The following is a 23,489-nucleotide window of genomic DNA, read 5'->3' on the forward strand; positions in this document are numbered from 1 at the left end:
GTGGCCCGGATCGTGGTCGCGGCATCGGGATATCGCGGGTCCACCGGTCTGTTGGTCGCCCGCGCGGGCCGGGAGCGGGGCCATGGCGTCGTCGAACTCACCGATCTCGGGGACGATCCCGCCGTCGGCCGGGCACTCGACGGCGCGGACGCGATCGTCCTCATCCCGCGGCGCGGCAACGCCTGGCGCCACACGCACCAGGCCGTACGCACCCTGATGGCCGCGGCCACACCCGTCGGCGAACCGCCCCATCTGGTGCTCCTCAGCTCCTTCGCCGTCGGCCACGGGCGGGCCCACCCCCTCAACCGGATCGACGACGCGCTGCTGCCCGGCCGGGTCGCCGCGGAGGAAGAGCTGCGCGCCGGTGGCCTGCCCTACACGATCGTGCGGCCCACCTGGTTCACCGACGACCCCCCGGGTTCTCACGCGCTGACCTTCACCCAGCACCCGAAGCCCGACGGCATGGTGGCCCGTGCCGACATTGCCGCCACGCTCGTGGCGGCGGTCGAGATCCCTGCGGCCCGCTCCACCACCTTCGCCCTCTACAACGAGCCTGGGGAGCCGGTCGCGGACTGGGCCGCGGCTTTCGCCCGCCTCCGCTCGGACAAGGACGACCAGCCGTGCCCCGACCCCGAGGACCTCTCATGATCTCGCTCCCCGAAGCCCAGCACGCCTGGGAGTCGACGTTCCGTACGGATCCCGATGGCCGGCCCTTGGCACCGCTGTTCCACCGGCTGCTGATGCTCGACGTCGTGGGTACGCCGACGCCGGAGGACGCCGCCCGGCTGGAGGGTGCGCTCCGGACTCTAGAGGCGGAGTTCCCGTACGGCCCGGACGGGCTGCTCACCGCTCTGGCCTGGGGACCCGGCTGGTTCGAGCGGCACACCTCGCTGCGCCGCTCCCCGGTGGGGCGGCCGCTGCCCATGGCCCGTTGGGAGAATCCCGTCCTCGAAGAGATCGATGCCTGTCTTCATCTCGCCGGCGACGACGAGGAGTTGCTGGCCGACATCAGCCGCCGGCTCTTCGGGGCGGGCCCCCTCGACCAGCGCACCCGGTTGCAGCTGCGCGAGGTACGCACCGGATTCGTGGGCCGTGGCCTGCCGGCCCGGCGCCTGCCCGGCGCGGGCCTGCCTCGGAGCGCGCCGCTGATGCTTGGCTTCCACTCGGGTCTGCGCGGCAACCAGGCCGACGAGGACAGCATCACCATCACCGAAGGGCCGCTCGCCGGTGGGACGACGATGCACGTGAGCTATCTGACGCTCGACCTCGACAGCTGGTACGAGCAGGACGCGGACACCCGCAGCGCGCACATGTTCTCCCCCCGTGTCAGCGCCGAAGCCGCCGGGAAGCTGGTGGACGATGCGCGGAGCGACGCGGACGACCTGCCCGCCGCGGCCGCGTCCCACGGACTCGTCGGCCACGCCCAGGCCACTGGACGGGCCCGACTGAACGGCCGCGCCCGTATCAACCGCAGGGACTTCGCCACCCTCGACCACGGCTCACCCGGCACGCACTTCGTTTCCCTGCAGCGCACGATGGAGGACTTCCACGCGACCCGCGCGGTGATGAACGCTGCGGACGCACCGTCACACCACCGGGCGGTCGGAGTCCGGCGCCGCAACGGCATCAACGGCTTCATCGAGGTCCGCAGCCGTGCGACCTTCGCCGTTCCGCCGCGCGGCACGAGGTCATTTCCCTATCTCTCGGCACCGGCCCCAGGCACGCCCTGAACCCGGCCCCTTGGTCACGCGTGGCACGACGGCGCACACTGGCCTTGACCGCGAGGGCACAGCGCCGCGGCGCCCGCCCCGCGGGAGTACCTGCTGCGAGGCGCAGGGAGGTTCGTCATGGTCGAGGCCTACATCTTGATCCAGACCCGAGCGGGCACGGCACGTGATGTTGCCGCGGCGGTGTCAGCCATCCCCGGCGTGCTGCGAGCCAAGGCGGTGGCCGGCCCGTACGACGTGATCGCACAGGCCGAGGGGGAGACCGTGGATGACCTGGGCCGCCTGGTGATCGCCCGGATCCAGCAGGTCGAAGGCATCTCCCGCACCCTTACCTGTCCCGTGGTCGAGCTCTAGCCAGTCGCCCGCCTCACCAGCGGGCGACCGCCCAGGCGAGCGCATAGCCCGCGCTGTTGAGGGCGCAGTGCAGCGCGACGGGCGGGATGAGGCTGCCGGAACGGCGGCGGAGTTCGCAGAAGAAGACCCCGGCGATGGCGGTGCCAAGGACCACCGCCGCCACGGACAGGGCGACGCCGGTACTGCTGGTGCCGAAGACCGTCTCTGCGGCCGCGTTCGCGCGCGTGAGCCCCCGCGCGGGCTGCACGTGCCAGAGCCCGAAGAGCACCGAGGAGGTGGCGGTGGCCCAGGTGGTTCCCCGCCGCCGCTCGACCATGGCCCAGAGCACTCCCCGGAACGCGATCTCCTCGAGCAGCACGGTGCCGAGCGGTACGCGGACCAGCACGCGGAAGACCAGCTGTTCCGCGCTCAGCCCCGCTGCACGTTCGTCCAGGAAGGCATCCCGGGTGAACGGCATGGCCAGACCCAGCAGATAGATCACCAGGACGGCTCCGACGAGGACCAGTCCCCAGCGCAGTCCCCGGCGGGCGGAAGCGGCGCCGAGTCCCAGGTCCGCCCAGGTGAGGCCGTCCCACCGGGCGATCAGCAGGAGAACCGCGGTCGTGGCGGCGCAGAGGGGGACGTACCAAGTGGCCGCCAGCTGGTTTCCCCACACCTGCACGGCAGCGAGAATCGCGATGACCAGAGTGATCCGCATCGTCGTACCAGGATCGCCAATCCCGGTGGCGGTCCCCAAGCAACGCGCCGGGCAGCGTTCTCATGGCCGGGCTCCGTGGCGCCGGCAACACGGCACGGCAGGATCCGTACGCGAGGTTCGTCAGGCTGTGCCGCTGGTGAGAACGGTGACGTGGTCGATGAGCATGGGACTGCCGGGGCGGGTCCTCGGGGTGGGTGTGCTCTTCCCGGCGAGAGCGTTGGGGAAGCCGCCGCCGATGGCCAGGTTGAGGAGGATGAAGTGCCCGTGGCCCGTGGCAGCGCTCCAGGCGGCCTCGTCCACCTGTGCCGAGCCGACGGTGTGGTATTGCCTGCCGTCGACGTACCAGCTCAGCCTCTCGGGCTGGGTGGTGCGGTCCCAGTCGAGGGTGTACGTGTGGAAGTGGCCGGTGCAGCGTGTGCGGGGGCAGCTGGTGGTGGCGGCGATGCCGGTGCTTTCGTTGCACGGGCCGCCGGTGGGGGTGCCGCAGTGCATGACGCCCCAGATCCGGTTGAGGCCGTTCACGTTCTCCATGATGTCGAACTCGCCGGCGGTGGGTGAGGGTGCCTGGCCCGTGCGGAAGGGGGCGCCCATGGTCCACAGGGCGGGCCAGTAGCCTTCGGCGGCGGGGCCGGTGACGGCGGGGAGTTGGATGCGGGCCTGGATGCGCAGTCTTCCGCCGGCGGGAGGCTGGAAGTCGCTGCGGCGGGTTTCGATACGTCCGGAGGTCCATCGCCCGGCACGGTCCCGCAGCGGTGTGATCCGCAGGTTGCCGTTGCCGTCGCGGCTGAGGTTGGCCGGGTCCGCGGTGTAGGTCTGGACCTCGCCGGTGCCCCACTGGGGTGGACCGCCGGGGTATCCGGTGCCGAGATCGATGATCCACTTGTCGGCGTCGGGCAGACTGCCTGCTGCCCCCTCGAAGTCGTCGGCCAACTCCAGCCTCCACACGTGTGTGGCAGACGCCGGGGCACCTGCGTTCACCGGTGCAAGGCTCGCGCAGCAGGCAGCCAGCGCGACGGCCACCGCACGGCGTGTGCGGCCCTTGAGCAGCGGCAGCTTCATCGAGTCCCGCTTCCCGCGCCGTGGTGGCGACCGATCCCAGATCCGACATCCATGCTTCCGCACCTTATGTGCGGTGATGTTCGGTTGGTGCTTGGCGCGCCCGGACAGTCCAGCCAAGAGGAGTGGGGTGCCGCGACCTGGCAACGGCGCGGCACCCCGGGTCGGTCAGCAGCAGCGGCTGCTCGGGTGGGCCTCTCGGTGCGCGACGCGTAGCTTCTCGTACTCCGGGCGGGTGGGGACAGGGGCGTCGGGGTGGTTGCGGCGGTGTCGTTCGCAGTAGCGGTCGTACGCGGCCTCGCCGGTGAACTCCCGTACGTACCAGCGCAGTTCGTCCAGCACGTGACGGAGCGTCATTCGCGGACTCCGGCGAGCTCCTTGCGGGGCCCCGGCACCGGTACCTCGAGCTGTGAGGCGACGTACGGCGCTTCCGTGGTGGGCAGCTGGGCGGGCGAGTGCAGGGCGCGGGCGCACACCACGGCCGCGTTGGCGATCACGGTCACGACCAGCAGGAGGAAGACGGCGATGAGGACGCCGTCGACGGTGGAGTTGGTGACCACGGTGTGCATGTCGTCCATGGTCTTGGCGGGAGGAAGCACGGTGCCCGCGTCGATTCCGTCGGCGTACTTGTGCCGTTGGGAGAAGAAGCCGACGCGCGGGTCGTCGGAGAAGATCTTCTGCCAGCCGGCGGTGAAGGTGACGGCGACCACCCAGGCCAGCGGGACGGCGGTGACCCAGGCCCAGCGCAGCCGTCCGGACTTGACCAGGACGGTGGTGCAGACGGTGAGGGCTACTGCGGCGAGCAGCTGGTTGGCGATGCCGAAGAGCGGGAAGAGCTGGTTGATTCCGCCCAGCGGGTCGGTGGCGCCGGTGTAGAGGAAGTAGCCCCAGGCGGTCACGACCAGTGCGCTGGTGATCCAGATGCCAGGCTTCCAGTTGACGCGGCCGATCGGCTTGTAGACGTTGCCGAGCATGTCCTGGAGCATGAAGCGGCCCACTCGGGTGCCCGCGTCGACCGTGGTGAGGATGAACAGCGCCTCGAACATGATCGCGAAGTGGTACCAGAAGGCCTTCAGTGCGGCCCCGCCGAAGACCCCGGAGAAGATCTCCGACATGCCGACCGCCAGTGTGGGCGCCCCGCCTGAGCGGGCGATCAGCGTCTGTTCCTCCACCGCCTTCGCGGCGGCGGTCAGTTGATCGGGTGTGATCGTGAAGCCGAGGCCGGCGACCGCCTGGGAGGCGGATTCGACGGTGGTGCCGAGCATCCCCGCGGGGGCGTTCATCGCGTAGTACAGCCCCGGGTCGAGGACGGAAGCGGCGATCAGGGCCATGACGGCGACGAACGACTCCATCAGCATCGCGCCGTAGCCGATCATCCGTACCTGCGACTCCTTCTGGATCAGCTTCGGGGTGGTCCCGGAAGCGACCAGGGAGTGGAAGCCGGACAGTGCGCCGCAGGCGATGGTGATGAACAGGAACGGGAAGAGGGAGCCGGCGAAGACCGGTCCGGTGCCCGAGGTGGCGAAGTCGCTGACCGCCTCGGCCTGCAGCTTGGGTGCGGCCACCAGTACGCCGACCGCGAGCAGCGCGATGGTGCCGATCTTCATGAAGGTGGAGAGGTAGTCGCGCGGCGCGAGCAGCATCCACACCGGCAGAACGGAGGCGACGAATCCATAGCCGGCCAGGCAGAAGACGAGAGTCGTCGGGCTCCAGGTGAAGGCGTCGGCGAGTGAGGAGTTCTCCACCCAGCCGCCGCCGACGATGGCGAGGAGCAGCAGTGCGACACCGATCAGGCTCGTCTCGGTCACCCGTCCCGGGCGCAGGTATTGCAGATAGAAGCCCATGAAGAGGGCAATGGGGATGGTCATGGCGACCGAGAAGGTCCCCCACGGGGAGTGGGCGAGGGCATTGACGACGACCAGTGCCAGCACACCCAGCAGGATGATCATGATGACGAAGACCGCGATCAGCGCCGCGGCCCCGCCCACCTTGCCGATCTCCTCACGGGCCATCTGGCCGAGCGACTTGCCGTCCCGGCGCATGGACAGGAACAGCACCACCATGTCCTGCACCGCCCCGGCGAAGATCACCCCGACGACGATCCAGATGGTCCCCGGCAGATACCCCATCTGTGCCGCCAGCACCGGCCCGACAAGCGGCCCGGCCCCTGCGATCGCCGCGAAGTGATGTCCCAGCAGGACTCGGCGATCGGTCGGCTGGAAGTCGACCCCGTCCTCGAGCCGCTCGGCGGGCGTGGCTCGAGTGTCGTCGAGCTTCAGCACGCGCCGGGCGATGAAGCGTGAGTAGAAGCGGTACGCGATGGCATACGACCCGAGGGCCGCGACCACCAGCCATACGGCGGAGATCTCCTCGCCCCGGGCCAGGGCCACCATGCCCCAGGCGAAGGCGCCGAGCAGGGCAACGAAAGTCCACAAAACAATCGATTTCGGACGCACTTGGACGTTTTTTGGCATGGAGGATCCTCGGCTCGGCGGGTCAGGGGTGAAGGGCGAAGGTGAAGGAGAAGTGGGAACGGGTCAGGGCTTGGGCGGACGCCGGGTCAGCAGATACGCCGCGAGCAGGGCGAGGCTGCACACCGGCACCCAGGCGAGCTGGTACCAGTAGAAGAACGGCACCCCGGCCAGCTGCGGCCGGTCCTGCGCGTACCAGGGCACCCACAGCAGGGCAATGACGGGAGCGACGAGGCAGACGCCGGCCGCTGCCCGCCGCCAGGCGTGGTGGTGGCGGGGGAGCGGGATCCGTACCACGGGTGACCTCCTCATTCCTGTCGGTCTGTGCAAGAGTTGCCGGCGTCCGTGATTCGGTTGACAGAAGATTTCAGAGAGATTTCCCTGGTTTTCCTGTCATCGCAGCCGGCCCTACGCGCAACTCGTATGCGACAGGGCTCGCGCACTCCCAGGACACCAAGGACGGTGACCGATGACCGAAGGTCCCATGGTCGCGGCGTTCCTCGCCGTCATCGGCGGTGCGTCGCTGCTTGCCGTCACCGCGCGCCGCCTGCACGCCAACGACAATCTGCCCTCCTTGGAAGGCTGGGCGCTGGCCGACCGTAGCCTCGGCACCGTCTGGACCTGGCTGCTGCTCGGCGGCACCATCTTCACCGCGTACACCTTCGCCGCCGTACCCGGCCTGGTGTACGGCAACGGGGCACCCGCCTTCTTCGCCCTCCCCTACACCGTGATCGTCTGCCCGCTCGCCTTCGTACTGCTGCCCCGGATGTGGAGCGTGGCACGGGACCACGGCTACGTCACGGCCGCCGACTTCGTCCGCGGGCGCTACGGTTCGGGCCCGCTGGCCCTGGTGGTCGCACTCACCGGCATCCTCGCCACCATGCCCTACCTCGCCCTGCAGCTCCTGGGCATCCGCGCCGTACTCACCGCGGGCGGGCTCTACCCGAGTGCGGCCACCGGCGACCTGGCAATGGCCGCGATCTTCGCCGGTCTCGCGGTCGCCACCTACCGGCACGGTCTGCGCGCGCCCACCGTCATAGCGGCGCTCAAGGGCGTGGCGGTCTTCTGCTCGGTACTCGCCGTCAGCTGGCTCGTCCTGGCCCGTCTCGGCGGCCCCGGTGCCATCTTCGACCAGGCCGCCCGCCGGCTCTCCGGCCCGGACGCCGGCCACGCCTCCCTCGTCCTCTCACCGGACCAGCAGCCCGCCTTCGCCACCCTGGCCCTGGGCTCGGCGCTCGCCCTGCTGATGTACCCGCATGTCCTCACCGCAGCCTTCGCCGCCTCCAGCCCCCGCGTGCTGCGCCGGGTCGCCGTTGCCCTGCCCGCCTGGACCGCGGTCCTCGCACTGTTCGGGCTGCTCGGCATCGCGGCGCTCGCCTCGGGCGTCGAGACCCCCGAGGGTGGCGCCGAGGCCGCGGTCCCCATCCTGGTGGACCGCCTGATGCCGGGGCCGCTGGCGGGTCTGGTCTTCGGCGCGATCACCGTGGGTGCGCTTGTCCCGGCCGCAGTCATGTCGATCGCGGCCGCGACCTCGTTCGTGCGCAATGTGTACACCGAGTATTTCCACCCCACCGCCACGCCCAAGCGTCAAGTACGGATCGCCAAGGCGGTCTCCCTCACGGCCAAGGCGGGAGCTGTCGCGTTCGTCTTCGGGCTGCGGGACCAGGACGCCATCAACCTCCAGCTCCTCGGCGGTGTCTGGATCCTCCAGATCTTCCCCGCGGTGGCCATCGGGCTGTTCACCCGCCGGCTGCACCACCGGGCGCTGCTCGCGGGGTGGGCCGCCGGGATGCTGTTCGGCACGGTCATGGTCGTACGGGAGGGCTTCTCGCCTGTCGTACCGCTCGGCCTGCCCGGCATCTCCGGTCATCCGGTGGAGATCTACGCGGGGCTGGCCGCTCTGATCCTCAACCTGGCCGTCTCGCTGGCCGGCACGGCGGTACTGGACCGGATCGGCACACCCCGGGGCGCGGACTCCACCGCGCTGCCACGTCGGCTGACAGTCAGGCACCGTCCCGAGACTGGAGCGAGCAAGGCATGAGCATAAGACGGACAGTCCGGCCCGTGACCGCCAGCATCCCGTCACCACCGCCGCAGGTGGCCGGGCCGGCAGGCGTGGCAGCGGCAAGTACGGCCGAGCCCGCCGGAACCGCGGAAGCGGAGCGGGAGGCGGCCGTAGCCCGGCTCTTCGACCTTCACTACACCTCGATGCTCCGACTCGCCGCGCTGCTGGGCGCCGACGATCCCGAGAACATCGTGGCCGAGGCGTTCTACCAGATCTACCGGAGGTGGCGGAAACTGCGCGACGCCGAATCAGCGGAGGCGTATTTGCGCTCCACCGTCTGCAATCTCACCCGGATGCGGATACGTCATCTCCAGGTGGCGCGCCGGCACGCCGAGGCACCGCCGGCCGACCCGGTCGCCTCGGCCGAGAATTCGGCCCTGCTCCGTGACGACCAGCGGGTGTTGGTCGACGCCCTCCAGCAACTGCCCGCCCGGCAGCGCGAAGCCCTCGTGCTGCGGCACTGGCTGGGCCTGAAAGAAAGTGAGATCGCTGACGCGATGGGTATTTCGGCAGGATCGGTCAAGACCCATACCGCGCGCGGCCTCGCCGCTCTCACCCAGGCGATGGAGACACGGCGATGAGCACCACCCCGGGTGCCCCCGGCACTGAGAAGCAGCTCCGCGAGACTCTCGAGGCCCTCGCCCACCAGGTGCGGCCCGCCCCCGACGCCTATCGGACCGCCCGTGGCGACTGGCTCCGCCGCGAACGCAGGCGCCGCCTGGTCCTGGCGGTCCTCATCACGGTCGTCTTCGCCCTCGCCGTACTGATCGGTCTCTGGGTACTCAACCAGACGCCTTCCGGCTCGGGCGCGATCTTCAACGGTGCCCGTAGCCCGGTTGCCTCCGCACCCCCACACGGTCGCTGAACTCCGGGTCGTGCTTACCAGCTCCACGACGCCGACGTCATCGGCGCACAGAAGCTGTCGTTATTTCAGGTGAAACCCCCTCGCGGTCATACGACTCGGGCATAGATCCCTCTACCCTCTTATCGCACTTGATGTAGACCACGGAGCTGTCCAGGGAGCTTGTGTCTGCCCTTCTGAGCTCGATCACCCGCGGGGGTTCGCATGATGCAGGGAGGGGCCGGCCGGGGTGGTTCGATTCACGCCACCTCTGGCGGCCGACTGCAGGTGGCAGGGGTGGGCAAGGCGCTGTGCATCGGGTCTGCGGTCACCGCCGCAGGAGGAGTGGGTGTGACGGCGGCCGCGTCACTGGGGGCAGGCATCGGCGTGCCGGCAGCGCACGCGGTGGCTGTCTGCTCTCTGCTCGCCCGTACCCGAACGGCGCCGGACAGGGTGCGTCCTCGCATGATGCTGCTCGCTGCTTCGGTGGCCGGGGGTGGTCTTCACCACCTGCTGCTGGGGCAGCTCGCTTCGTCTCCAAGACGCTCTTCTGTTCTCTCTTCTGTCGTTGAGCTGCTAGCAGTTGCGGGGCTCACCGTTTGTCTTGGGCTGGGTGTCGCCGGACTGGTGGTGGCAGCCGCGGACGGCGGCACGACCCTGGTCTGGTTACGGCGGCTCCTGGACGGATGGATGATCGCAGGATCGCTGCTCACGCTGAGCTGGGTGCTGCTCATGCATCGCGCCGACCAAGGCGGTGATGTGTCGGGGTCGCTGTTGGATCTCGCCCGCGTCGTGACGGACATCCTCGTCCTGGGACTCCTGGTCGCCCTGCGCTTCGGCCTGAGAAGGGGGGAGCGCACATCGGTCACCGTGTCGACCGTGGCCCTCGTCCTCCTGGCGACGAGCGACATGCTGCGCATCCTCTTGACCGCGCCTGGCATCTGGTGGGGGATGCCTCTCGCGGCGACATGCTCGATGACCGGACTGTTCCTCGTCGCCGCCGCGCCGTGGCTGCCGGGCGGTGCCAGCGTCGTGGGGGTCGACCAGCGGGAGATGCCAGTCGTCGGGGTAGTGGCGGCCTTTGTGCCCGTGGTCGTCTGCGTGCTGGCCATGGCGGCGCACACCCTTGCCGGCGGCCACACCGATGTCGTGATGGTCGTCCTGGCAGGTTCTGTGCTTCTCGGGCTCGGCATCCGACAAGGCGTCACCCACGCCGACCATCTGCGTATCACGCGAGAGGCCGCGGCACGTGAAGCCCATTACCGCACGCTGGTCGACGGGTCGAGCGACGTGATCACCATCGTCAGTCTGGAGGGTCGCGTGCTCTACATCAGTCCGGCCGTCCGCCAGGTTTTCGGATACCGGCCCGAGGATCTCGTAGGCGCCCGCCTGCCGCTGTACACCCACCCCGACGACCTGGACCAGCTGATGCAAGCCGTCGAGACACTGCGCCAGGAAGCCGAGTCGGGTGCCCGCGGCCCGGGCAGCTACGTGTCCTGTCGGGTTCGGGCCGCTGACGGGCGATGGCGCCACGTCGAGTCGACGATCAGCCACCACTCCGACGGGCTGATCTTCAACAGCCGTGATGTGACCGAGCGGGCAGCGGTGCAGGCACAGCTCGAGCACCTGGCATTCCATGACGCGCTGACCGGCCTGCCCAACCGAGCGTTGTTCGCCGACAGAGTCACGCACGCACTACGGAAGAGGACCACGGCCACGACCCCACCCGCGCTGCTCCTCTTGGACCTGGACGGTTTCAAGGCAGTCAACGACTCGGCCGGACACGCCGCAGGAGACGCCGTGCTCGTTCAGGCTGCCCGTCGGCTCCAGGCATCGGTACGTGCTGAAGACACGGCCGCCCGTCTGGGTGGCGACGAGTTCGCCGCACTGCTGGAAGGGGAGGCGGGAGCATGCCATTTCCGGACCAGGGAAGTTGCGGAGCGGATCCTCTCCGCCCTGGCGAAGCCGTACGGCATCGGCGGCACTGATGCTGCGGTCTCGGCTTCCATCGGAATCGCCGTAGCCACTCCGGGGATCACGCCCGACGAACTCCTGCACAACGCCGACCTGGCCATGTACGAGGCCAAGGCCGCCGGAAAGGGCCGCATCCGCATCCACCGCCCGGAGCCGCGCTACATCCACTGCGAGACCTCGCTTCCCGCCATCACGAGAATGTAGGCGCCCACCTCGTCCCGCTCGTCCGCGCCGGAGCCCGCGTCGGACGCGGCCGGCTCGTCGAGCGCCCCGAGAATATCGAGGCCGCCTGACCGAGCAGGCACCTATGCTGCGGGGATGATCAAGCCGATTGAACTCGTGATATTCGACTGCGACGGGGTGCTGGTCGACAGCGAACGCATCGCTGCACGTGTCCAGGTCGCCTTGGGAGCGGAGCTGGGCTGGCCGCTCACCGAGGACGAAGTCATCAACCGGTTCATCGGGCGCTCCAGCGCCTCCATCCACGAGCAAGTCTCAGCCAGGCTCGGCCATGAGACGGCGGCAATCTGGTGGGAGAGGTTCGAACAACTCCACCGTGAGGCAGTGGATGCCGGGTTGTCCCCCGTCGAGGGATTGCCCGAGGCACTCGACGCGATCACCCTGCCGACCTGCGTCGCCTCCAGCGGCTCCCACGAGAAGATGCGCCACACCCTGGGCCGCACCGGCCTCTACGAACGCTTCGCGGGCCGCATCTACAGTGCCACCGAAGTCGCCCGCGGCAAGCCGGCCCCTGACTTGTTCCTGTATGCCGCACAGCACATGGGCGTGGACCCAGCAGCGTGTGTGGTGGTCGAGGACAGCCGGCCCGGCGTTGAGGCGGCCCGCGCCGCCGGCATGCGGGCCTTCGGCTATGCCGGCGGACTGACCCCGGCCGAGCGGCTCGAAGGCGCCGACACTGTCGTGTTCCACGACATGCGCAAACTGCCCAGTCTCGTCGCCGAACAGTGACTGTCCCTTGTCTGCACAGACAAGGGACAGGTCGGTGTCATGTTCTGGGTCACTGGGATGCGGCCTCGCGACGATGCCTCATCGGCACCGTAGCCAGGCCGAGCGGCCGCTCGCTGAACGCCGGCTCGGCCGCGACCTCGAAGAACGTGTTGGTGCTCGAGTCGCCCAGGGCCGCGTCGACGTACTCCTGGACCGTCGCCAAGGAAGGCGACTCCCACAGGCACACCACCTGCGAGGCGTCCGTGCTGGGGTAGAACTGCAGGACCCGGACCCCCTCGGGAGCGCCGTCCCCGGTCTGCAGCCGCTCTCCACGCGGGAAGGCGGTGCGGGGGTCCTGGATCGCATGCTTGGCCACGACGTACATCTCGGCCTCCTTCGTCCTGCGGCCCCGGGCGGAGCCGGTCATGGCCTTGACGCTACGGAGACGGCGCGGGGTCCGGCATCGCTCGAACCCACCATTCGGTGACGCGACCCGTGGTCAGGACCGACCACCGGCGCGGACCAGGCCGTGTTCGAACGCAAACGCGCTCGCCGCGGTCCGCGACCCCACGTCGAGCTTGGCGAAGATGTTCTGGAGGTGCCGGGCCACGGTGTGCTCGCTGATCACGAGCCGCTCGCCGATCTCCTTGTTGCTGAGCCCGCCCGCCAGCAGCCCCAGCACCTCGACTTCCCGCGCAGACAGGCCGTGCCGGTCCCGAGGCGGGGTGCCGAGCGCCTTGACGGCTGCCAGGTCGGGCGCCGCACCCAGCCCGGCGAAGGCCGTCCTCGCGGACTCCAGCTCCAGCGCGGCCGACTCCTCGTCACCGAGGGCCCGGCAGGCCCGGCCCACCAGCACTCTTGCCCGCGCCGCGTCGTACGGCGCCCCGAGGTCGGCCCAGCCCTCGAACGCCCGGCGGGCGCCCCGCAGTGCCGGCTCGACCTCGTCACGGGCGAGATCGAGCGACGCGCGGGCATGGGCATGGGCGGCAACAAGGGCCTCGGTGCGATGGCGCCTGAGGATCAGCTCGAACTGCTCGCAGGCCGCGCGTGCCGCGTCGAGGTCGCCCAGCGCCAGCATGATCTCGACGTACGCCGGGAGGAGGGCCGCCTGCTGCAGCGGCTCCACCTGCTCGACCAGGCCTCGCCGGATCGCCGCAGCCGCGGCGTCGACCCGGCCCTGGACGAGGTTGAGCAGGGCCAGCCCGGGCAGCGGGTCGCAGCCCAGCCCGCTGGCCGTGCGGTAGCACGCTTCGGCCGCGTCGACGTCTCCGCGGAGGCGGTGGATCTCCCCCTGCCGGTAGTGCGCCTTCCCGGTCGCGATCCGGTTGAGCATCCCGTCGGTGAACCGCTCCGCGGCCTCGCCGGCCTCGCGTGCCGCGTCGTCCCAGGCGCCTTCCAGTTGGAGCATCTCCGCGCGGTGCACCAGACACAGGCCGTTGTGGGCGACCATCTGCGGGCGGGCCGCGCACCAGGCCGTGAGCGCGTCGGTCCACTCGCGTGTGTGCCGGATCTCGTGGGCGTCGTGGCAGAAGTCGATCGTGTTGCAGTAGACGATGCCGCTCACCACTGGGGAGAGCGCCCCCGAGGTGACGACCACGAGGACCTCACCGGCGAGACCGAGGCCCTCCTCCGTCCTGCCCTGCTTGACCAACGCCCGGGCTTGGTCGTCCCTCGCCAGCCAGGCGAGGTCCGCGTCGCCGAAGCGGTCGCCGATGGCCACCGCCTCGGCGGCGGTGGCGAACCCGTCCTCCCAGTCCCCCTTCCCCATCTGCCGCAGCCAGACGGGGATCAGCAGGTAGCCGCGCTCCACACAGTCCTCGCCCGCGTCGTCGACAAGCCGCCGGCCCAGGTCGAACCAGCCTGCCGCGCGCGCACCCTGCCCGCGGAACAGCAGACTGTGCCCGATCCAGAACGCGGCCCGGGCCGCCGAGGGGGCGCGCCCGGCCTCGAGATGGGCTCGGTGCGCCGCCTCGAGCGCGGCCACGTATTCCGCGTCGCGCCCCAGCATGTACGCCGCGCGGGCGAGCGTCTCGAGGTCTGCGGCGGCCGGCTCCCGCGCGGCACGGGCGCGATTCAGCGCGTCGTACGCCTCGAGCCACGCCTCGCGCTGCGCGCACGCGCGACCCTGCTCCAGCAGGACGTCGGGATCCGGCACATGTCGATTATCGACCCGCCGACCCGCGCTGTCGCCCGCTGTCCGGCCGCCGGCTCGTCGCGCGCCAACCGCGCCTACCTTGCCTCGGCGCTCAGTACGAGGATTCCCGTCCGCACACGGGGGAGGAGCCCACAAACCAATGGCGGAGTCGAGTGGTTCTTCGGCACGCTGAAGTACGAACATCTCTACCGCGCCACCATCGGCGACGGCAATCACGCGCGGTTCACCTCGCCGTCGAACACGGCGATGAGCGTGTGGCCTTTGGCGGACCCGCTACTTGACCTGGAGTTCCTGATATGGCCAGTAAGTTCACCGAGCTTGCGATCGACTGTGCCGATCCCAACGGTCTCGCCCGGTTCTGGTGCTCGGTCCTTGACTACGAGGTGCAGGACGAAGGCGACGGAATAGTCACAATTGGCTCCCCTATGGCGCCTGCAGGCAAGAACCACCTTGGCCCAGTGCCACCGACGTTGACATTCGCGCACGTGCCTGAGGGCAAGACCGTCAAGAACAGGCTCCACCTCGACATCAACCCAACCGACAGGGAGCAGGACGAAGAGGTCCGTCGCCTGCTCGACCTAGGTGCTCGACGCGCCGACGTCGGCCAGGGTGATGAGAGCTGGGTCGTACTTGCCGACCCGGAGGGGAACGAGTTCTGCGTCCTCGCGGACCGCTGCCGCTGATGGTGGTGGGGGTGAGGGTCTGGACGCCCAGGCCGCGACTAGGTTCTGTCCGGTCGATCGGGCCGGATCAGTGAGCGGGGTCTGGTGCGTGCAGCTGCAAGGCGGAGGAGGGAGCCGACGCGGAGCGTCGGCGACTGACGACAACGCGGCAGATGTGCGTGCCAGGGCACGCGAGCCCGGCAAGATCGGCCGGACAGAACCTAGAGGCGACGGGCGCCGGTAGAGGCTTCTGCGGGATTGCTGGGGCGGTCGAAGTTCACCCGGCCTGCGCGTAGTTGGTGAAGAGGTCGACGAGGCTGTGCGGGGCGTTGTCGTCGAAGCACAGCTTGTGGTTGCGGGAGGCCTCGGTGGCGGCGGCTGCGCTGCGCGGGAAGAGGGCTTCCTCGTACGCGGTGAGCGCGGCCTCGGTGTCGTCGGGGTGCGTCGCGAGAGCCTTGCCGAGTTCGGCGCCGTCGTACATGGCGAGGTTGGCGCCCTCGCCGGCGAACGGGGACATCAGGTGGGCGGCGTCGCCCAGCAGCGTCACGCCGGGCACGCGGTCCCAGCGGTGTTCGATCGGCAGGGCGTTGATGGTGCGCGGGACTGGAGCGGTTTCGCCGTCGGTGATCAGCGCGGTGAGTTCTGGGGCCCAGCCGTGGAACTCCTCGGCGACGCGGGCGGTGGCCGCGTCGGCGTCGGTGAAGTCGATGGAGGCAATCCACTCCTGCGGCTTGTTGAGCGCCACGTAGGTGTGCAGGGTGCCGTCGGTCTCCCGGTGGGCGAGGATCCCCCTGCCGGGGGCGAGTGCGTGGAGCGCGCCGCGGCCGACCGTCTGTGCGCTGGACGGGTGGCGGGTGTCGCCGTCGAACAGGTAGGTCTCGATGAAGGACGTGCCGACGTACTCGGGTTCTGCGTCGGACAGCAGCGGACGGATCCGCGACCACGCACCGTCCGCGCCGACCAGGAGACCGGTCTCCACGGTCGCCCCGTCCGCGAACGTCACTTCGTGCCGGCCGCCCCCGAGAGGCCGGACCGCAGTGGCCTTGTGCCCCCATTTGATCGTGTCGGCCGGCAGCGAGTCGAGCAGAATCTGCCGTAGGGAGCCGCGGTGGACCTCCGGACGCCCGCCGGTGCCGTCGTCGGGTTCGTCGAGGAGCACGGTTCCGTGCTTGTCGAGCACCCGCGACGCCTCGGCGCCCTGGTGGATGAGGCCGAGGAACTCCTCGAAGAGGCCTGCCGCGTCGAGGGCGAGCTGCCCGTTGTAGTCGTGGATGTCGAGCATGCCGCCCTGGGCGCGGGCGGTCGGCGAGGTCTCGGCCTCGTAGATCGTCGCCGGGATGCCGTGGACGTGGAGGACGCGGGCGAGGGTCAGTCCTCCGAGCCCTGCGCCGATGATCGTGACGTCAGTGGTCATGGTGATTCCTTATGTGTCGCACGCCTGCCGGGTGGGCACCCGGCAGGTCGTCTCTGGAACAGTGTTCCAGGCGTGTGTCAGGATGCATGCATGGCAACCAGGACGCGTCGTCCAGAGCGACGAGAGGAACCGCTCTCCCGCGAGCGCATCGTCGAGACCGCGATCGGGCTTCTCGACACGGCTGGAGAGGGCGGACTCACGTTCCGCGCACTGGCCGGGCGCCTCGCCACGGGGCCCGGTGCGATCTACTGGCATGTCACGGGCAAGGACGAACTTCTCCATGCCGCCACCGACGCCGTCGTCGCCGGCACTATGACCGCCGGCACCGCCGATACAACGCCGCAGGAAGCGATCCGCGCCCTGGCACTCGGCGTGTTCGACGCGATCGACGCCCACCCGTGGATCGGCACGCAACTCGCCCGCGCCCCGTCGCAGTCACCGATGCTGCGGGTCTTCGAACACATCGGACGCCAGGTCCAAGCGCTCGGGGTACCCCACGCAGCCCAGTTCACCGCCGCGTCCGTGCTACTGAACTACATCCTCGGAGTGGGCGGACAGAACGCCGCCAATGCCCGCGGACACCAACCGGACACGAACCGGAGCGAGTTCCTCGACACCGCCTCGGCCGCATGGGCAAACCTCGATCCTGACGAGTACGCGTTCACCCGAAACGTCGCAGACCAACTACGCGATCACGACGACCGAGCAGAGTTCCTCGCCGGCATCGACCTGATCCTCACCGGAATCACCGCCCGTCAATGGCCGACTGACCCGGCGCCGTCGTAGCCAGCCTCGCGCAGCCTCGGGACCCTGGCTCATGGACAGGCACATCGCCAGGAGCAAGCTGGGGAAAGTGCCGCCGATGGTGGGGAATTACGTGCCGTAACACCGGCGCTCACGTACGAGTGGAAGGGCCACTGCCAGCCCGGCGACGAGACGCCGGTTGCCCGGTGCGGCAGGGTGCCTGTCACGGGCGCCAGTACAGCGAGGGGTCTGGATGGTCGGCGAAGCCGAGTGCACGGTAGAGCGGCTCACCGTCGGGAGAGGCGTACAAGTCCACTCGGGCGACCTCACGTTGCCGGAACCAGTCGAGCAAGCCTTGCATGATTACGCGGCTGTGGCCGCGCCGTCGGTACGCCGGATCGGTGACCACGCCGATCACGTGTCCGATCCGGCCGTTGCGCAGGTGCGGGCCGGGCAGCCGTTGTTCGATGGTGCCGATGCCGCAGGCGGCGAGTCCGTTGTCGCCGCGTACAACGAGGATCCGCGCGGCGTCCGCGTTCACCTGTTCCTTCAGCACGGCGGCAAGAGGCTCCCGCCAGTCGTCACCTGTTGATGAGGGGTTGAAGAAGTCGCCGCCGAGGGTCTCAAACAGCAACGCCCGCAGGCGTACGAGCTCAGCGACGTCGTCCTGCACTGCCTGCTCTATACCTGACATGTAATAACCCTATAGTCGATAGGGGTCTTACGGCTAGCTGGTTCGAGGGCAGTGCCGTCAACGCCCACTGCACTGCTCAACCGGGCTGCCCAGCACGGGGATTGCGCAGCGCAGGTCGAGCCGGTCGAACTGCCTGCCGAGTTTGCCGGGCAGCACGACACTCCACATACGCGTGAACCTGTCGGCGTGGGCGCTCGCCTGCGTATGGCGGGGCTTGGAGATCACTTACGACCTGTGCAGGCGTGCTGGCCGCCGCCGACGCCAGGTGACGGCCCTTGCGTATTGAACTAGCACTTCGCCCCGCCAGTGCGATGTCGGCGGCGTAGGCTCGAAGCTGGGTGCCGGGTCGCGCCTCCCCCGTCGCGATCCGGCACCCGTCCGTCCCGTGCCATCACGTTCGGTCCCCCGGCGGGTGCGGGCGGCGCCCACCCAACACCTCGACAAGCCCTACGTGAGTCTCTCCGTCGATGTCGTGGTCGCCGAGGAAAGGGCTCAGCGAGCAGGAGGAGCATCGCCTCCTGCGGGCACTTACGGACTGATGCTGGCGGGGTGAGGGCCGACCGGCTCCCTCACCCGCCCTTGAGTGCCCCGTCAATGCACGCGCACCGAAGTGGGGAACAGGAGCATGCCTGAGGGATTTCCCGGATCCTCATCACCGAGCCCCCGAATCTGCACCGCCTGTCCCGGCCGGTTCTCGAACAGCTCTACGGCATCCGGCCCGGGGGATAACGAAGGGGCGGGCCCACACCGCTCACGACCTCACTCAAGAGGTCGCGCTGGGGGTGGGACTCGCCAGCACCTCGATCGAGCAGCGGCGCGAGCAGCTCGACCGGCTCGGCCTCGACCTGGCGAGGGTCAACGCGCCGTAGGTCACTTGCCTTTGCCGTGCACATAGAAGTTGGCTTCGTTGTCGGCTGGGTTGTCGCCCGCCATTCCGGAGGGGTCGTACCAGTGATCCTGGACGACGAGGGCGCCGGAGGGCGTGCTCTTCGGGACGGTGAGGGTGATGCCGGTGTTGAAGTCGGGGGCGATCAGACCGTGACCGGTGTCGCTGCCATTCGGCACATGGCCGGATTCGGTGATGGTGCAGCCGACGAGCTGGGGGTTGATGATGGTGCACGTGCCGACAGGATCCCCGAAGACGGGCGAGATCGGGGCGGTGGCCCCGACTGGGCTGAAGGTGGCGCCGTTGGCCGTCTGGACGATGATCTTCATGCCGGGCTCGTAGTCGCATCCGGCGGCAGTCAGACACCACAGGCCGGTCACGGGGTTGTAGGTCTGGGAGCCATGAGCAACGGTGCCGACGGGGTATACGTAGCCCCAGGTTGCACGTCCGCGCCGGCACCAACGCTCTGTTCGCCGCCCTGGAGGTCGCCACCGGCAAGGTCATCGGCTCCCTGTGCCGGCGGCACCGGGCCGTCGAGTTCAAGAAGTTCCTGGCCAAGCTGGACAACTGATCCTCGACAGTTCCTTATTGGTTTGCCGTCGGCGAACCCGGTCGGATAGGAAGACTGCATGCTTAGAGGCAGCAAGGTCGGGCTCAGGGCCCGCCACGAGGACGACATCCCGATCCTGCGGGCCGAGCTCTACGACGACGTGGTCAACGCCTCGCGGGCCGAGGGCGGGCCGTGGCGGCCGATCACGCCCGGCTCGAAGGACCCGCGGCTCGTGGTGGACGACAAGGAGCAAGGGCACGTCCCGTTCTCTGTAGTGGAGCTGGGCGGCGGCACGCTGGTCGGCACCGCGACGCTGTGGAGCATCGACAACCACAACCGGTCCGCGCACATCGGCCTTGGACTGCTTCCGTCCTCTCGCGGCAAGGGCTACGGCAGCGATGTAGTCGCGGTGCTGTGCCACTACGGTTTCGTCGTGCGCGGCTTGCAGCGGCTGCAGATCGAGACGCTGTCGGACAACGCCGCGATGCTGCGCTCAGCCGAGCGCAACGGCTTCGTCCGCGAGGGCGTGCTGCGCTCCTCGGCCTGGGTGATGGGCGAGTTTCTTGACGAGGTGCTGCTCGGGCTCCTCGTCCAGGACTGGAAGCCGGACTCGAAGTAGGCCCGCTTGTCGAACCTCGTGGCCGCGGCCCGGGAGTTCTCCAACTCGTTGATCGTTCGCTCGACTTCGTTTCTTCGCTGGTAGATCGTCTTGTCGCAGCCTGCGAGTCGCGGTCTCACGCAGCAGCTGGGTGCCATCAACGTCTGATCGACATCAAGGGTCTGGCGGATGTCGGGGTGCCGCTTCGCGAGCGGAGGTGGCCGGGAGCATGCGGAGTCGGTGGCGTGGGTGCTCTCGGACACCTGCCGCGGGTCACCGGCCGGTGAGTTCGGCGAGGAAGTCGGTGTTCGCCTTCACGTCGTGTTCGACTGTGATCTCGTGGCGGGGCAGGCCGTTGAGGGCTTTGGCGAGGACTGCGGGCAGCATGCGGCTCGCGGCCGCCGTCCCGTCCTGCGACAGCTCCACCCGGGTACAGCTCGTTGGCCAGCCAACCGGCCGGCCCCTCCTCGGGGTTGGCGCGGAACCCGTAAGCCGCCCCGGATCTCCCTGCGGTGCGCTTGATCTTTCGAGCAGCGTCCAGACCTCGATCAGGTCTTCCGGCCCCCAGGTCCTGCCGCACCTGTGCTCCTCCGCCCCCACCCGTGATCACTCGTCGACGAGATGGCCGACGAGGGGAAACGAGGCCCGGAAGGTTGCACAGCGCTCCCCGCCACCTGGCCGCAGCTGTACAAGAACAGCACATACAGAGCACCAACTGCGTTGCAAAAAATGCCAGTTGGGCAGGCCATCACTTTCGATCCCATGTTGGGTGGGCGGCCCGGACTCCTCGCCGGCCCAGAGAGCAAGGCGAGCGCTGGGCCGGGGAGTTCACTTCCGCTGCGTTCCGTAGTGCGGCGTGTGCTATCTGTGATCAATATGGCGTGAACCCCTCTTGAGGCGGCCGGGGGAGTGGCAAAAGACTGGCTCTGCGCCAACGGCGGACTGGCGCTCCGCTGTACTCCGTGGCACATCAGTCAGGTTCGCGATTTGAGGAGATTGCCGAATGCCCGACTCCGGGCCCCGAGGCACCGCACACCCGATCACGCTGACCGACGGCACAACCACTCGGACCCGGGAGGTGACACCCGATGACCTCGGACCGGTTCAGGCGCTGCACCGCCGTTGCTCGCACGGCAGTCGAGCCCTGCGCTACCACGCGGGTAAGCCCGAGTTGTCTCCGGCCGGCTGGCGGCTGTTGTCCGACCCGGAGCGTGGCACGACCTTGGTGACCACCACCGCCGAGTGCCGGGACCGCATCATCGCCATGACCAATGTCATGCGGACCGACCGGCCGGGGGTGGGCGAACTCGCCGTGCTGGTCGAGGATGAGTGGCAGTCCAAGGGACTGGGCACCGCGCTGGCCGTACACGCGGCGGATGTGGCTCGCCGAGCCGGCCACCACACCCTGACCGCCGCGGTCGCCGCGGTCAATACGCCGATGCTTCACGTCCTGGAGAGTCTGGACGTACCGCCCGTCCGTGTCTCCGGGCCAGTCCTTGACGTCCACATACCGCTGTAGCTGAGCCCTACGGCCTGCGGCGGGAACGGTGCAGCTCCTGATCATTGATGATGCGCCGATGGCGGCGTAACGTGACTGTGCCTGTGCCTGTCGAAGTCCGAGCCCCAGCGGTCTTTGGCCGTGGATCAGCAGCTGATCGACGAGCTTGTGGGCGCCTGCCCAGGTCGAGGGCCTGCAGCTGACGGGCTTGGGCGGGCTGCTCCAGCTGACGGCCAAACGGCTACGGGTCCGCTCTGGAGGTCGAAGTCACGGATCACCTCGGCTATGGCTGACACGACCCGGCCGGGAAGAGGCACCCGCCTTGGCGCGGAACTCGGGGCGGCCTCCGCGTGATAGTTCCAGTCAAATGGCAGAACGATAATCACACTTTCCCGTCACGTGGAGCCGATTCTGCGGAGCTGCGGAATGCGCCGGTGGATATGGGCGCGCGTTTGCCGTCATTCAGTGCTCCGAGCGCCGCGAAACCAGTCTGTCGGTGACTGACGGTCACGCCTTACCGTAAATATGGCTCTTACCGGGGCGAACTCGCAGTCGGTTTGCTGCAATTCCTTGGGGGCCGGCGGATACGCCATGCCCGTTCATCGAGCTCTGCCGAGATCGATGCGAATGTCCGAGCAGATCCCGGCCGACGGCCGGCCGCTCACCCGTGGGTCCAGTGCTTCTCGTTCCGGACCCGGCTCAGCCCTGCAGCGGTGTGGTGGTGATTCGCCATGCCCACACACACGGAGGTGTGACATGAGCGGTCGGACCAAGGCAGTGGAAGGACACACGGGCTCGAACGCGCGGGATTCCGTGGTAACGGGTATGGGTTTCTGCCTGCCGGGTGAAGGCCGTCCCGTTTTCACCGCGGAGGAAGTCTGGGACATTGCTGGGCACGGGCGTTCATGTCTCTTGCGTGATGGTGTCTATCACGGCCCGGTCCACCTTTCGAAGGCAATGTTCGAGGAGCGTCTACCCGGGTTCCCGGGGGTTTTCGCCCGGCACTTCACCTCCGCGCATCGATTCGGCCTTGTGTCGCTCGCCGAGGCCTGCGCGGACGCCGGACTGGACCTGCAGGCAGGGGATTTGGCCACCGCCGCGATCCTGGCGGGGCGGGGCGGAGTCGACGCCCAGGTCGCCAGCTACCAGGCAGTCATGCGGGCCGACCCCGCGACGATCAGCCCCCTGGGGGCCATGGATCTGTTCATCGGGACCGAACTGGCGGTCTCCCCTTCCGATGTCGCCCTGGTGCAGGGGGCGGTGACCCGCTCCACAGGGCCGTGCTACACCGTGTCCTGCGGTTGTGCCTCCTCCGCCGTGCAGCTCGGACACGCCCGTCGCATGATCGCCGACGGTGTGGTGGACATGGCGGTGGTGACCGGCGTCGACGTCTTCGACGTCGCTCTGGTCCGCAACGCCCAGCGCCTGTTGCGTGTTGCTCAGGAAGCCGACGCGTCCATACGCTCGTCGGGCAAACCAGCCCTCCTGCCGTCGTTCGACCGCATCATGCGCCCGTACGACCGGCGTGCGGACTGTGTGAACTACGGCGAGGGTTCGGTGACGCTCGTGCTGGAAAGCCGCGAGCGCGCCCATCGGCGCGGAGCCCACGCATACGGGCAGATCCTTGCCCAGGCCACGACACGGGACGGGCTCGCCAACCCGCTGTCGAGCGACGAGAGCGGAACGGGCTTGGTGGCCGCCGTCCGCGCCTGCCTCGGCAACCGGTGGTCCATCGAGCAAATCCCGTACATTCACGGCGGCAGCGACGGCGACGCCGTCGTCACGGCCTTCGAGGTCAATGCGGTCAGGCAGCTGTACGGACCGGCCGCGGCGCATCTGCTCATGACGTCCCAGGAAGGCTGCTTCGGTCACAACGGTGCCCCGGCCGGTTGCCTCGGCGTGGCATTGACCCTCCTCATGATGGAACGCGGCGAGGTCTGCCCCACGGCCAATTGCGAGGAGCCGGCGGAGGGCCTGGTGTTCGATCCCGTACCCGGCGTGCGCACGCGTCCCCTCGACTTCCACCTCGCCCTGAACTTCACGTACCAGATCGGCGGCGTGAAGAGCGCCGTCCTGCTCGGAAGCCTGGACGCCCCCGGGCCGCGGTGAGCGCCGAGCCGTGCACGACCACTCCACAGCGCAATTTCAATCCGGA

25 protein-coding genes and 2 pseudogenes are annotated in these 23,489 nt (G+C 69.0%); 14 read left to right on the forward strand and 13 right to left on the reverse strand.

The window, feature by feature from the left end; all coding sequences use genetic code 11:
• The 3 genes from OOK40_RS24325 to OOK40_RS24335 all read left to right on the forward strand — a co-directional run bounded on the left by OOK40_RS24325 (position 1) and on the right by OOK40_RS24335 (position 2,081).
• Positions 1–648, forward strand: coding sequence for an NAD(P)H-binding protein (locus OOK40_RS24325; protein ID WP_266485716.1), 648 nt, complete (start codon positions 1–3; stop codon positions 646–648).
• On the forward strand, positions 645–1,730 hold the full coding sequence (locus OOK40_RS24330) for a hypothetical protein (protein ID WP_266485717.1): 1,086 nt from the start codon (positions 645–647) through the stop codon (positions 1,728–1,730). Before OOK40_RS24325 ends, OOK40_RS24330 begins: the two co-directional genes overlap by 4 nt.
• A gap of 117 nt (positions 1,731–1,847) precedes the next feature.
• Positions 1,848–2,081 carry an Lrp/AsnC family transcriptional regulator gene (locus OOK40_RS24335; protein ID WP_266485718.1) on the forward strand — a complete coding sequence of 78 codons (234 nt, stop codon included), beginning with the start codon at positions 1,848–1,850 and terminating at the stop codon, positions 2,079–2,081.
• Between the two features lie 13 nt (positions 2,082–2,094).
• Here OOK40_RS24335 and OOK40_RS24340 read toward each other — a convergent pair whose 3' ends face one another.
• The 5 genes from OOK40_RS24340 to OOK40_RS24360 all read right to left on the reverse strand — a co-directional run bounded on the left by OOK40_RS24340 (position 2,095) and on the right by OOK40_RS24360 (position 6,602).
• Positions 2,095–2,778 carry a CPBP family intramembrane glutamic endopeptidase gene (locus OOK40_RS24340; protein WP_266485719.1) on the reverse strand — a complete coding sequence of 228 codons (684 nt, stop codon included), beginning with the start codon at positions 2,776–2,778 and terminating at the stop codon, positions 2,095–2,097.
• Positions 2,779–2,898: 120 nt separating this feature from the next.
• On the reverse strand, positions 2,899–3,837 hold the full coding sequence (locus OOK40_RS24345; RefSeq protein WP_266485720.1) for a glycoside hydrolase family 16 protein: 939 nt from the start codon (positions 3,835–3,837) through the stop codon (positions 2,899–2,901).
• A gap of 165 nt (positions 3,838–4,002) precedes the next feature.
• Positions 4,003–4,191 (reverse strand): YbdD/YjiX family protein, encoded by a 189-nt coding sequence (locus OOK40_RS24350; RefSeq protein ID WP_266485722.1) that lies wholly within the window; start codon positions 4,189–4,191, stop codon positions 4,003–4,005.
• Positions 4,188–6,308, reverse strand: a complete 2,121-nt coding sequence (locus OOK40_RS24355; protein WP_323136102.1) for a carbon starvation CstA family protein — start codon at positions 6,306–6,308, stop codon at positions 4,188–4,190. Before OOK40_RS24355 ends, OOK40_RS24350 begins: the two co-directional genes overlap by 4 nt.
• Before the next feature lie 63 nt (positions 6,309–6,371).
• Positions 6,372–6,602 carry a DUF3311 domain-containing protein gene (locus OOK40_RS24360; RefSeq protein WP_266485724.1) on the reverse strand — a complete coding sequence of 77 codons (231 nt, stop codon included), beginning with the start codon at positions 6,600–6,602 and terminating at the stop codon, positions 6,372–6,374.
• A 172-nt stretch (positions 6,603–6,774) separates the two neighbouring features.
• Between OOK40_RS24360 and OOK40_RS24365 the strand changes: the two genes are divergently transcribed.
• The 5 genes from OOK40_RS24365 to OOK40_RS24385 all read left to right on the forward strand — a co-directional run bounded on the left by OOK40_RS24365 (position 6,775) and on the right by OOK40_RS24385 (position 12,154).
• Positions 6,775–8,346 (forward strand): sodium:solute symporter, encoded by a 1,572-nt coding sequence (locus OOK40_RS24365; RefSeq protein WP_266485726.1) that lies wholly within the window; start codon positions 6,775–6,777, stop codon positions 8,344–8,346.
• A 23-nt stretch (positions 8,347–8,369) separates the two neighbouring features.
• The gene (locus OOK40_RS24370) at positions 8,370–8,951 is read left to right on the forward strand and encodes a SigE family RNA polymerase sigma factor (RefSeq protein WP_266485728.1); all 582 of its coding nucleotides are present in this window, start codon (positions 8,370–8,372) and stop codon (positions 8,949–8,951) included.
• Positions 8,948–9,235, forward strand: coding sequence for a hypothetical protein (locus OOK40_RS24375; protein WP_266485731.1), 288 nt, complete (start codon positions 8,948–8,950; stop codon positions 9,233–9,235). Before OOK40_RS24370 ends, OOK40_RS24375 begins: the two co-directional genes overlap by 4 nt.
• 606 nt (positions 9,236–9,841) lie before the next feature.
• Positions 9,842–11,389 (forward strand): diguanylate cyclase, encoded by a 1,548-nt coding sequence (locus tag OOK40_RS24380; protein ID WP_266485733.1) that lies wholly within the window; start codon positions 9,842–9,844, stop codon positions 11,387–11,389.
• Between the two features lie 114 nt (positions 11,390–11,503).
• Positions 11,504–12,154: an HAD family phosphatase gene (locus tag OOK40_RS24385; RefSeq protein ID WP_266485735.1), complete on the forward strand. Its 651-nt coding sequence runs from the start codon at positions 11,504–11,506 to the stop codon at positions 12,152–12,154.
• Positions 12,155–12,203: 49 nt separating this feature from the next.
• Here the strand turns inward: OOK40_RS24385 and OOK40_RS24390 are convergent, their stop codons facing one another.
• Together OOK40_RS24390 and OOK40_RS35320 are read right to left on the reverse strand one after the other, a co-directional pair.
• Positions 12,204–12,560 (reverse strand): hypothetical protein, encoded by a 357-nt coding sequence (locus OOK40_RS24390; protein WP_266485737.1) that lies wholly within the window; start codon positions 12,558–12,560, stop codon positions 12,204–12,206.
• A gap of 72 nt (positions 12,561–12,632) precedes the next feature.
• Positions 12,633–14,288 (reverse strand): LuxR C-terminal-related transcriptional regulator, encoded by a 1,656-nt coding sequence (locus OOK40_RS35320; RefSeq protein ID WP_323136103.1) that lies wholly within the window; start codon positions 14,286–14,288, stop codon positions 12,633–12,635.
• Between the two features lie 296 nt (positions 14,289–14,584).
• Between OOK40_RS35320 and OOK40_RS24400 the strand changes: the two genes are divergently transcribed.
• The gene (locus OOK40_RS24400; protein WP_266485745.1) at positions 14,585–14,971 is read left to right on the forward strand and encodes a VOC family protein; all 387 of its coding nucleotides are present in this window, start codon (positions 14,585–14,587) and stop codon (positions 14,969–14,971) included.
• Between the two features lie 256 nt (positions 14,972–15,227).
• Here the strand turns inward: OOK40_RS24400 and OOK40_RS24405 are convergent, their stop codons facing one another.
• On the reverse strand, positions 15,228–16,364 hold the full coding sequence (locus OOK40_RS24405) for an NAD(P)/FAD-dependent oxidoreductase (RefSeq protein WP_266485748.1): 1,137 nt from the start codon (positions 16,362–16,364) through the stop codon (positions 15,228–15,230).
• A gap of 90 nt (positions 16,365–16,454) precedes the next feature.
• Here OOK40_RS24405 and OOK40_RS24410 point away from each other — a divergent pair, with 90 nt between their 5' ends.
• Positions 16,455–17,150 (forward strand): TetR/AcrR family transcriptional regulator, encoded by a 696-nt coding sequence (locus tag OOK40_RS24410; protein WP_266485751.1) that lies wholly within the window; start codon positions 16,455–16,457, stop codon positions 17,148–17,150.
• 181 nt (positions 17,151–17,331) lie between these two features.
• Here the strand turns inward: OOK40_RS24410 and OOK40_RS24415 are convergent, their stop codons facing one another.
• From OOK40_RS24415 to OOK40_RS24425, 3 genes are all read right to left on the reverse strand, one after another.
• The gene (locus OOK40_RS24415; protein WP_266485754.1) at positions 17,332–17,802 is read right to left on the reverse strand and encodes a GNAT family N-acetyltransferase; all 471 of its coding nucleotides are present in this window, start codon (positions 17,800–17,802) and stop codon (positions 17,332–17,334) included.
• 57 nt (positions 17,803–17,859) lie between these two features.
• Positions 17,860–18,027: a hypothetical protein gene (locus OOK40_RS24420; protein WP_266485757.1), complete on the reverse strand. Its 168-nt coding sequence runs from the start codon at positions 18,025–18,027 to the stop codon at positions 17,860–17,862.
• A gap of 645 nt (positions 18,028–18,672) precedes the next feature.
• Positions 18,673–19,017 (reverse strand): hypothetical protein, encoded by a 345-nt coding sequence (locus tag OOK40_RS24425; protein WP_266485760.1) that lies wholly within the window; start codon positions 19,015–19,017, stop codon positions 18,673–18,675.
• Positions 19,018–19,130: 113 nt separating this feature from the next.
• On the opposite strand from OOK40_RS24425, the pseudogene OOK40_RS24430 reads away from it, so the two are divergent.
• Positions 19,131–19,253 (forward strand): annotated as a pseudogene (locus OOK40_RS24430) (IS630 family transposase); the annotation flags it as partial.
• 64 nt (positions 19,254–19,317) lie between these two features.
• The gene (locus OOK40_RS24435; RefSeq protein ID WP_266485762.1) at positions 19,318–19,857 is read left to right on the forward strand and encodes a GNAT family N-acetyltransferase; all 540 of its coding nucleotides are present in this window, start codon (positions 19,318–19,320) and stop codon (positions 19,855–19,857) included.
• Here OOK40_RS24435 and OOK40_RS24440 read toward each other — a convergent pair.
• Together OOK40_RS24440 and OOK40_RS24445 are read right to left on the reverse strand one after the other, a co-directional pair.
• A pseudogene (locus OOK40_RS24440) lies at positions 19,854–19,958 on the reverse strand (IS5/IS1182 family transposase); the annotation flags it as partial. The gene OOK40_RS24435 and the pseudogene OOK40_RS24440 sit on opposite strands and share 4 nt — an antisense overlap.
• A 151-nt stretch (positions 19,959–20,109) precedes the next feature.
• Positions 20,110–20,262 (reverse strand): hypothetical protein, encoded by a 153-nt coding sequence (locus OOK40_RS24445; protein ID WP_266485764.1) that lies wholly within the window; start codon positions 20,260–20,262, stop codon positions 20,110–20,112.
• 577 nt (positions 20,263–20,839) lie between these two features.
• Here OOK40_RS24445 and OOK40_RS24450 point away from each other — a divergent pair.
• Together OOK40_RS24450 and OOK40_RS24455 are read left to right on the forward strand one after the other, a co-directional pair.
• On the forward strand, positions 20,840–21,355 hold the full coding sequence (locus tag OOK40_RS24450; RefSeq protein WP_266485766.1) for a GNAT family N-acetyltransferase: 516 nt from the start codon (positions 20,840–20,842) through the stop codon (positions 21,353–21,355).
• A 735-nt stretch (positions 21,356–22,090) separates the two neighbouring features.
• Positions 22,091–23,443 (forward strand): beta-ketoacyl synthase N-terminal-like domain-containing protein, encoded by a 1,353-nt coding sequence (locus OOK40_RS24455; RefSeq protein WP_266486591.1) that lies wholly within the window; start codon positions 22,091–22,093, stop codon positions 23,441–23,443.
• Positions 23,444–23,489: the final 46 nt, after the last annotated feature.

Origin of the sequence: Streptomyces sp. NBC_01481, from assembly GCF_026339995.1 — a bacterium.
In the GTDB taxonomy this organism is placed as follows: domain Bacteria; phylum Actinomycetota; class Actinomycetes; order Streptomycetales; family Streptomycetaceae; genus Streptomyces.